This window comes from Mycobacterium talmoniae (genome assembly GCF_001854525.1).
Taxonomy (GTDB): domain Bacteria; phylum Actinomycetota; class Actinomycetes; order Mycobacteriales; family Mycobacteriaceae; genus Mycobacterium; species Mycobacterium talmoniae.
Genome location: NZ_MLQM01000056.1, coordinates 18,769 through 27,278, shown reverse-complemented (window position 1 = coordinate 27,278; position 8,510 = coordinate 18,769). Strand labels below are relative to the sequence as shown.

The 8,510-nt window shown below is 69.0% G+C and carries 7 protein-coding genes; 3 read left to right on the top strand and 4 right to left on the bottom strand.

What is annotated here, in order from left to right; all coding sequences use genetic code 11:
• A partial coding sequence (locus BKN37_RS12465; protein WP_131823575.1) for a PPE family protein occupies positions 1–880 on the bottom strand: 880 nt, incomplete at its 3' end.
• A 203-nt stretch (positions 881–1,083) separates the two neighbouring features.
• Positions 1,084–2,220, bottom strand: a complete 1,137-nt coding sequence (locus tag BKN37_RS12460; RefSeq protein ID WP_242657225.1) for a cupin domain-containing protein — start codon at positions 2,218–2,220, stop codon at positions 1,084–1,086.
• A gap of 203 nt (positions 2,221–2,423) precedes the next feature.
• On the opposite strand from BKN37_RS12460, the gene BKN37_RS12455 reads away from it, so the two are divergent.
• Entirely contained in the window at positions 2,424–3,080 is a 657-nt protein-coding gene (locus tag BKN37_RS12455) for a DedA family protein (RefSeq protein ID WP_071026207.1), read from the top strand.
• A 163-nt stretch (positions 3,081–3,243) separates the two neighbouring features.
• Here the strand turns inward: BKN37_RS12455 and BKN37_RS12450 are convergent, their stop codons facing one another.
• Positions 3,244–3,720, bottom strand: a complete 477-nt coding sequence (locus BKN37_RS12450) for a VOC family protein (protein ID WP_071026195.1) — start codon at positions 3,718–3,720, stop codon at positions 3,244–3,246.
• A 172-nt stretch (positions 3,721–3,892) separates the two neighbouring features.
• Here BKN37_RS12450 and BKN37_RS12445 point away from each other — a divergent pair, with 172 nt between their 5' ends.
• Both BKN37_RS12445 and BKN37_RS12440 read left to right on the top strand, forming a co-directional pair.
• On the top strand, positions 3,893–4,513 hold the full coding sequence (locus BKN37_RS12445) for an antibiotic biosynthesis monooxygenase (protein ID WP_071026192.1): 621 nt from the start codon (positions 3,893–3,895) through the stop codon (positions 4,511–4,513).
• A gap of 118 nt (positions 4,514–4,631) precedes the next feature.
• Positions 4,632–7,433: an FAD-binding and (Fe-S)-binding domain-containing protein gene (locus tag BKN37_RS12440; protein WP_071026189.1), complete on the top strand. Its 2,802-nt coding sequence runs from the start codon at positions 4,632–4,634 to the stop codon at positions 7,431–7,433.
• On the opposite strand, the gene BKN37_RS12435 is transcribed toward BKN37_RS12440, so the two are convergent.
• Positions 7,420–8,508 carry an NAD(P)H-dependent amine dehydrogenase family protein gene (locus BKN37_RS12435; RefSeq protein ID WP_071026187.1) on the bottom strand — a complete coding sequence of 363 codons (1,089 nt, stop codon included), beginning with the start codon at positions 8,506–8,508 and terminating at the stop codon, positions 7,420–7,422. The genes BKN37_RS12440 and BKN37_RS12435 overlap by 14 nt on opposite strands.
• Positions 8,509–8,510: the final 2 nt, after the last annotated feature.

Sequence of the window (8,510 nt, the reverse complement as noted above, 5' to 3'; positions counted from 1 at the left end):
CCCCCCCCGCCCCCGCCCCCGACAGAAGGCCACAAGCCGTCAACCCGACCATCGCGCCAAGGCCGCCCAGCCCGGTGGTGGGCACGGAGGGGGCGATCAGACCCAACGAGAGCTCGGTGATTTGGGTGATTTGCGGTTGGAAGGTGAGATATACCTCGCCCGCCCAACGGGGAATCCAATACGTCAGTATTTGATAGAGCGTCTCGAAGTTTTGCGCGCTGGGATGCGTCAACTCGTTCTCAAAAGCGCTGATGATTTTCCCGATGCGCTCTGACCACCAGCTGGGATCGGTGGGGCCGGGCCCCTCGTCTTGGCTTCCGCCGGAGTTATTGCTGCTGTTGGTTTTCACGATTTGCGGCGCGGGGGTGGTTTGTGGCGTGGCCACCACCGCGGTGGTGGCCACCGCTTGATAGGTCGTCATCGTCGCGGCCGCCTGCGTCCACATCCGCGCGTAGTCGGCCTCGTTCACGGCGATCGGAATCGTGTTCACGCCAAAGAAATTCGTCCCCACCAACACGGCGTGGATGGCGTGGTTGGCGGCCAACTCGGCCAACGTCGGCATGGCCGCCAACGCGGCGATGTAGGCCGCGGCCGCGGTCTCCTGGCTGGCGGCGGTCGCCGCGCTGTCGGCGCTGGCCTGCATCAGCCACGCCAGATACGGCACGTGCGCGGCCAGATACGACTCCGCGCTGGGGCCCTGCCACGCCCCGGACTGAACCGCCGCCAGCAGTTCGTTCAGTTCGGCGGCCGCGGTCTGATAGTCGACGCTCAACGAGGTCCACGCCCCCGCCGATGCCAGTAGCGGCCCCGGCCCAGGTCCGCTGCTCAACAACGCCGAATGCACCTCCGGCGGCGCGGCCATCCAGATCGGGAACGTCATTTTCGCCCGCCCACAACCGGGGTCGAGGTTGCGACCGCATGCACAGCGCCCGTGCATTCCACAGGTCGATTGTTCGCCGACGCGCTACGTTCCGCAATGGGCAATTGCGGACGATTCACCGGCATTCAATCCGGTTTTACGTGGACTGTGGCGGAGCCGTATCCGCAACAGCGACGGGGTTATCTCGCTCGGGGCAGACCGCGCTAACTCTCGTCGTCCGGGAGCCGGGTGAGGAACCCGGTGGTGATCAGCGTTCGGACTAACTCGACCTGCTGGGCCGCACCCAGTCCGGGCAGATCGCGAACCCGAAACGGCTCGGTATTCCGGGACAGGAACAGCAGCGCGGCTTTCTGATCGGAAGCGAGCTTGATCGACAGTTGAGCAAACTGCAAAGCAACGCCGCCGGCACCGGAGACCACCCGCGAATACAGCGGCTGATACTTGACCACCCGGGTGTCTCCGTCGATGCCGACCGCGTTCGAGATCTGCCCGACCGGTGGGCAGCGGCCCCGCTGGACCAGGATCTCTTCCATGGTGTCGAGGCCGTCCGCGATCACGCGCGGGTCATCGACGGTCTTGGCCACGTCACGCACCAGGTCGCCCAGGCTGGCCCGCACGTCGGCGTCATCGAGATGCCGCGGCGGCAGCCGGGCGTTGACGCGGTCGTCTCGCACACTGAGGGCGTGCAGCACATGGGTCAGCAGGGTCAGCACCGTGGGCGCGTGGATTCCGACGGTCAGATGGACCGACTGCTCCGACTGGGTTTCGGCCCCGTGCACCAGGCCGCGCGGCAGGTACAGCACATCACCGGCTTCTAAGCGCAACTCGGTCGGCGACTCGAGTGTGGGCGTCATGTCCCGGCCCAGCATCTGGTGTGGTGCTACCGGCTCGCCGGTGGATACGTGCCAGAGTTTGGATCCGTGGATCTGCAGGACCACCACGTCGTGCGGGTCGTAGTGCGGGACGAAACCCCGTGCTTCGGGGGGCGTGACGTAGCCGTTGACCCGGGTCGGGAAGTTCAGCTCCGCCTCGATGGCGTGGGACAACGCGCCGAGTGTGCGCACGTAGCCGTCCAGCGCGTTCAGGACGATGGTGTAGCCGTCGGCGACGGCGGTGCGGACGCGGCCAAGATCGAGGCTGCCGTCGGCGTTCCGGTAGGCGGCTAGGTCCAGGTCCTCGCCGCCCTTGACCAGGCGCACCGTCGATGGATCCGGGCGCACGTGCTCCAAGAGTTCATCAACCGCGGACGGCCCGTGCAGCAGGCGATCGAAGTAGTTGGGGGCGCTCCGCGGCACGTGGTAGGGCCTCGCCCCCCAGATGTCGTCCAGAAAGGTCTGCACCGGGAGCGGGTGCAGCAGCCAGGCTAACGAGAACTCGACGGTGCCCTCCTCGTCGCGCAGGTATAGGAGACGTTCGTAAGCATCGCACTCCTGCCCGCTGCCACGCCGAATGTGGACTTAATGCACGCGTCGCCGGCGCAACCGTGACACAACCGCACATTCGGCTGGGCGGGGACGGACCCCGGTCGGGCATGCTTAACCGCATGGACGTGGACGCCCTGCTGCAGTCGATTCCCCCGCTCCTGGTGTATGTCGTCGTCGGCGCGGTGATCGGCATGGAGAGCCTGGGCATCCCGCTGCCCGGCGAGATCATGCTGGTCGGTGCGGCGCTGCTGTCGTCCCGCCATGAGCTGGCGGTCAACCCGGTCGGGGTCGGGGCCGCCGCGGTGCTCGGGGCGGCCGTCGGCGACTCGATCGGCTACACAGTCGGCCGGAAGTTGGGCATGCCGCTGTTCGACTGGCTGGGGCGCCGGTTCCCGCGCCATTTCGGCCACGGCCACGTCGCGCTGGCCGAGCACCTGTTCCACCGCTGGGGCTCGCACGCGGTGTTCTTCGGCCGGTTCATCGCGTTGCTGCGGATCTTCGCCGGACCGCTGGCCGGGGCGTTGAAGATGCCCTACCCCCGGTTCCTGATGGCCAACGTGTCCGGCGCGATCTGCTGGGCCGGCGGCACCACCGCGCTGGTGTATTACGCCGGTGTCGCCGCCGAGCGCTGGTTGCAGCGGTTTTCCTGGATCGGCCTGGTGGTGGCGGTGGTGGGTGGCACGGTGATCGCGCTGGTGCTGCGGAACCGCACCGCCCAGCTGATCGCCGAACTCGGTGCAGAGGAAGACCAGCAATCCGATCCGAGCACCGCCTAGTCACCAGGCCCCACCGGCGACCAGGACAACGGTGGGGCTGTTGTGTCGGGTGTGACGACGCGGCGTTCCCTGCGGCGGAGACACTGCTGAGATCGACGTCCAGATTGACCTATAGCCCCCAGAATCGGGCTGTTGCGCCATATGGACGTCGATTTCAGCAGAGCTACCCCTTCGCGGCGGCCTCCAGCGGGGCGATATCCAGCTTGCCCATGGTCATCATCTGTTCGCTCACCCGCCGCGCCACCCGCGGGTCCGGGTCGGCGAGCAGTTCGGTGAGCCGGCGCGGCACGATCTGCCAAGACAGCCCGAAGCGGTCTTTGAGCCAGCCGCAGGGCCCTTCGCTGCCCCCGTCGGCGGTCAGCTCGCTCCAGTACCAGTCGACCTCGCGCTGGTCGGCGCAGCCGATCTGAAACGACACCGCCTCGGTGAACGGGAACTGCGGGCCGCCGTTCAGGGCGGTGTACGGCCGACCGTCCAGGGTGAATTCGACCGTCAGCACCTCACCGGCCGCATGCCCGTGGGTGTCCGCCGGATAGTGGGTCACCGCCGTGATCGCCGAGTTCGGCACCACCCGGGTGTACAGCTTGGCCGCCTCTTCGGCCTGGTTGTCGAACCACAGGCAGGGGGTGATGGTGGGCATCGCGGGCTCTCCTTCGCTGATCGGCACTGATCAGATAGACCGGCGCGGCCCGCGAAACTCATCACGGCCCGGGCACGGTTTGGACCTGACTCTTCAGTAACCGTTGTCTGGGCGCCGCCACCGGAGCATGGTGGATATCACAACCGAGTCTCGCAACTGACGGAGGCGGATTATGTACGCACGTTCTTCCACCATCCACGCGCACCCGTCGTTCATCGACGAGGGCATTACCCACGTCCGCGACGTGGTGATGCCCACCCTCGCCGACATGCCGGGATGCGTCGGGATGTCGATGTTGGTCGACCGCGACGGCGGCAGATGCATCATCACGTCGTCGTGGCTGGACGAGGACGCGCTGCGGGCAAGCGAGGGCCCGGCCACGCAGCTGCGCGACCATGCCGTCGACATCTTCCACGCCAAGGCCGAGGTTTCCCGCTGGGAGATCGCCGTGCTGCGCCGGGACCACCGCGCCGACCGCCGCGCCGGGGTGCGCGCCACCTGGTTGCGCGGCGAGCCCGCCCACATGGACCGGCTGGTCGACACCTACAAGCTGGCGCTGGTGCCCAAGCTGGAGGAACTCGACGGCTTCTGCAGCACCAGCCTGATGATCGACCCGGCCGCCGGGCGGGCGGTGGCGTCGGTCGGCTTCGACGACCGGTCCGCGATGATCGCGTGTCGCGAGGCCGAGCAGGCGATCTGGGCCGACGCCGTCAACGACACCGGTGCCGAGGTGCTCGAGGTCGGCGAGTTCGACCTGGCCATCGCGCATTTGAACGCCCCCGAGATGGCCTGATCGGGCGGCCTCGGCGCCCCCGACGGCGGTCAACGCACCCAACCCGGCGTTGCACTTTTCGTTTGAACTGTTATGCCGGGCGGGTTGACCGTCGGGCGCGCTCTGCCAGGATGGAGGGGTGAGCGCGCCCACCTCCGACCTGATTGCCGCCTTGCGCCGCGCGGGTATTGCCGAGGTCGACGACTCGGTCCGGCGCCGCGCGGAGTACTCCACCGATGCGTCGCTGTACCGGGTGCTGCCCACGGTGGTGGTGTTTCCGCGCCACCCCGACGAGATCGCGGCCGTCGTGGAGGTCAGCCGCACCGCCGGGGTGCCGCTGACCGCCCGCGGGGCGGGCACCTCGATCGCCGGCAACGCGGTCGGCACCGGGGTGGTGATGGATTTCTCCCGTCACCTCAACCGGATTCACCGCATCGACCCGGACGCGGCCACCGCGGTGGTGGCGCCCGGGGTGGTGCTCGACGACGTGCAGCGGGCCGCCGCGCCGCACGGGTTGCGGTTCGGGCCCGACCCGTCCACCCACAGCCGCTGCACGATCGGCGGCATGATCGGCAACAACGCCTGCGGCTCCCGCGCCTTGGGCTACGGCCGCACCGCCGACAATGTCGTCGCCCTGGACCTGGTCACCGGCACCGGGGAGGCGCTGCGCACCACCGACCGCGCCTCCCCCACGCTGTCGGCGTTGCAGCGGGTGATCCGGTCGCAATTGGCGGTGATCCGCACCGAATTCGGCCGCTTCGACCGGCAGGTGTCGGGCTACTCGTTAGAGCACCTGCTGCCCGAGTCGGGTTTTGATGTGGCCAAGGCGTTCGTCGGCTCGGAAGGCACCTGGGGGGTGATCCGGGAAGCGACGCTGCGGCTGGTGCGCACCCCGGCGCAGCACGCCCTGCTGGTGTTGGGTTACCCGGATATGGCCACCGCCGCCGACGCCGTCCCCACCCTGCTGGAGCATCGGCCGATCGCGTGCGAGGGCCTGGACGCCCGCATCGTCAACGTGGTCCGCGGCCGCAAGGGGGCGGCGGCGCTACCCCCGCTGCCGGACGGCAACGGTTGGCTGTTCGTCGAATTCGGCGGCGACGAGCCCGGCGAGGTGGTGGCGCGCGCCCAGGCCGCGTTGGGGGTGGCGGCGGCCAAGGACGGCTGGGTGGTGCCCGACGCCACCGCGGCGGCAGCGCTGTGGCGGATCCGGGAGGATGGGGCCGGGCTGGCCGCCCGCGCCACCGACCCACCCGGGTTGTCGGGCTGGGAGGATGCCGCCGTCCCACCCGAGCACTTGGGCGAGTACCTGCGCGCGTTCGAAGCGCTGATGGCCGACCGCGGGCTGACCGGGGTGCCCTACGGCCACTTCGGCGACGGCTGCGTGCACATCCGCATCGACTTCCCGCTGCACCGGCCCGAGGGCCGGCGCATCTTCCGTGAGTTCCTCACCGACGCCGCGCAATTGGTGGCCGGCTACGGCGGGTCGATGTCCGGGGAGCACGGCGACGGCCGGGCCCGCGGTGCGTTGTTGCCGTTGATGTACTCCGCGGCGGCGATCGACGCCTTCGCCGCGGTCAAGGGCGTGTTCGATCCCGACGAGGTGCTGAACCCGGGGGTGATCGTGCGGCCCCGCCCACCCGACGCGGACCTGCGCGAGGTGGCCGCGGCGCCGCTGCGGGCCGGGCTAGGCTTCGGCTATCACCAGGACGGCGGCGACTTTTCGGCCGCCGTACACCGCTGCACCGGGGTCGGCAAATGCCGGGTGGCCGACGGCGCCGGCGTGATGTGCCCGTCGTATCGGGCCACCCGCGACGAAAAGGACTCCACCCGGGGGCGGGCGCGGGTGTTGCAGGAACTGGCCAACGGCTCGGCGGTGCGCGGCTGGCGGGCACCGGAGGTGGCCGAATCGCTGGATTTGTGCCTGTCCTGCAAGGCGTGTTCGTCGGAATGCCCGACCGGGGTGGATATGGCCACCTATAAGGCCGAGGTGCTCTACCAGCGTTACCGCCACCGGCCGCGGCCGCCCGCGCACTACTCGCTGGGCTGGTTGCCGCGTTGGGCGCGGCTGGCGTCGCTGGCGCCGCGGGCGGTGAACCGGCTGGCCGCCGGGCGGTTGGCGCCGCTGGGTAAGCGGCTGGCCGGGGTGGACGAGCGCCGCGCGCTGCCGGCGTTCGCGTCGCGCACGTTTCGCCGCTGGTTCGCCGATCACCCGGTCGCCGACGGGGATCCGGTGCTGCTGTGGGTGGACACCTTCACCAACCACTTCACCCCGCAGGTCGGCATCGCCGCGGTCGCGGTGTTGGAAGCGGCCGGCTATTCGGTGCGGATCCCCGACCGGCGGCTGTGCTGCGGGCTGACCTGGATCTCCACCGGGCAGCTGGACACCGCGCGAAAACAGTTGCACCGCAGCGTCGACACGTTGGCCGAACCCGCTGCGGCGGGGGTTCCGGTCGTCGGGCTGGAGCCGTCGTGCACCGCCGCCTTGCGCAGCGACGCGGTCGACCTGCTCGGCGCCGACGAGCGCGTCACCGCGGTCTCGGGTGCGGTGCGGACCCTGGCCGAACTGTTGGGCAGCACCGACGGCTGGGCGCCGCCGGATCTGTCCGGCACCGTCGCCGTCGTGCAACCGCACTGCCACCAGCACGCTGTGCTCGGCTTCGACGCGGATCGGGCCCTGCTGCGGGCCGCCGGTGTGCAGACCCACATCGTGGACGGATGCTGCGGCCTGGCCGGCAATTTCGGCGCCGAACGCGGCCACTACGACGTCAGCGTCGCGGTCGCCGAAAACGATCTGCTGCCCGCGGTGCGCGGCCATCCGGACGCCACCGTGCTCACCGACGGCTTCTCCTGCCGCACCCAACTCGACCAGCTCGCGCACCGGGGCGGGGTGCACCTGGCCGAACTGCTGGCCGCCGGCCTGCCGCCGGCTAGGCCAGGTTGAACCGGCCGGCGAAGCCGCGCAGCGGCAGGTCGGCGCTGGTGAGAATCCCGGGCGGGGCGGCCACCACGGACTTGATCGCGTGCAGGGCGGGCATCCCGGTGACGGTCATGCCGATTGAGGCGAACTCCTCCGGGTTGGACAGGTCCACCCCGGGTTTCGGGAAGATCATGTGCTTGTTGTAGACGCACGGGTCGCCCTTGATCTGGGTGATGTAGCAGCCCTTGATGTTCCAGCTCGGGTCGGTGTGCGGGGTCATCTGCCACTCCAGATGGGTCTCCACGCGCGGGACCCCGTCGACCATGCCCTGGTATTTGATGTAGTTGCCGCCCAGCGACCCCTTGGGCAGCACGTACCAGCCCAGGTCGACGTCTTTGGTGCACGCCCCCAACTCGTAGCTGAACTTCACCTCGTCGAGGTCCAGGCCGAAGCAGTCGGCCATCAGGTAGACGCTGTCGGCGAACACCCGGGTGTACTTCTCCAGCTTGGCCGGGATCTCCGGGTCGTCGACCGGCAGGCCGTAGCCGACCTCGATCCAGGTGTCCTTGCTGTGGTGGCAGGACACGTCGACGGATTCGATGGTGGTGATGTTCTCGATGTCGGCGACGTCGGCCGAACACACCACGCCCAGAATCTGATTGAGCCCCGGGTTCATGCCGGTGCCGTAGAACGTGGACCCGCCCTTCTGGCAGGCCTCCTGCAGTAACTCGGTGACCTTCTTGCCCGACGGGTGCGGGTGGTTGGTGTCGCGGTGCCAGCCGGTGATCCAGTCGGCGGTGGTGACGATGTCGATGCCGGCTTCGAGCACCTGGACGTAGAGGTCCTCGTCGGGGAACACTCCGTGGAAGGTCACCACGTCGGGCTTTGCGGCGATGATCTGCTCGACGCTGCCGGTGGCGATCACCCCGTTGGGCGCCAACCCGGCCAGCTCGCCCACATCCCTACCGATCTTCTCCGGTGAATAGCAGTGCACCCCAATCAGTTCCAGGTCTGGCTGGGTCGCAATGCGTTTGATCATCTCCGAGCCGACGTTGCCCGTCGCCACCTGGAAGACGCGGATCGGCGTACTGCTGGCCATGT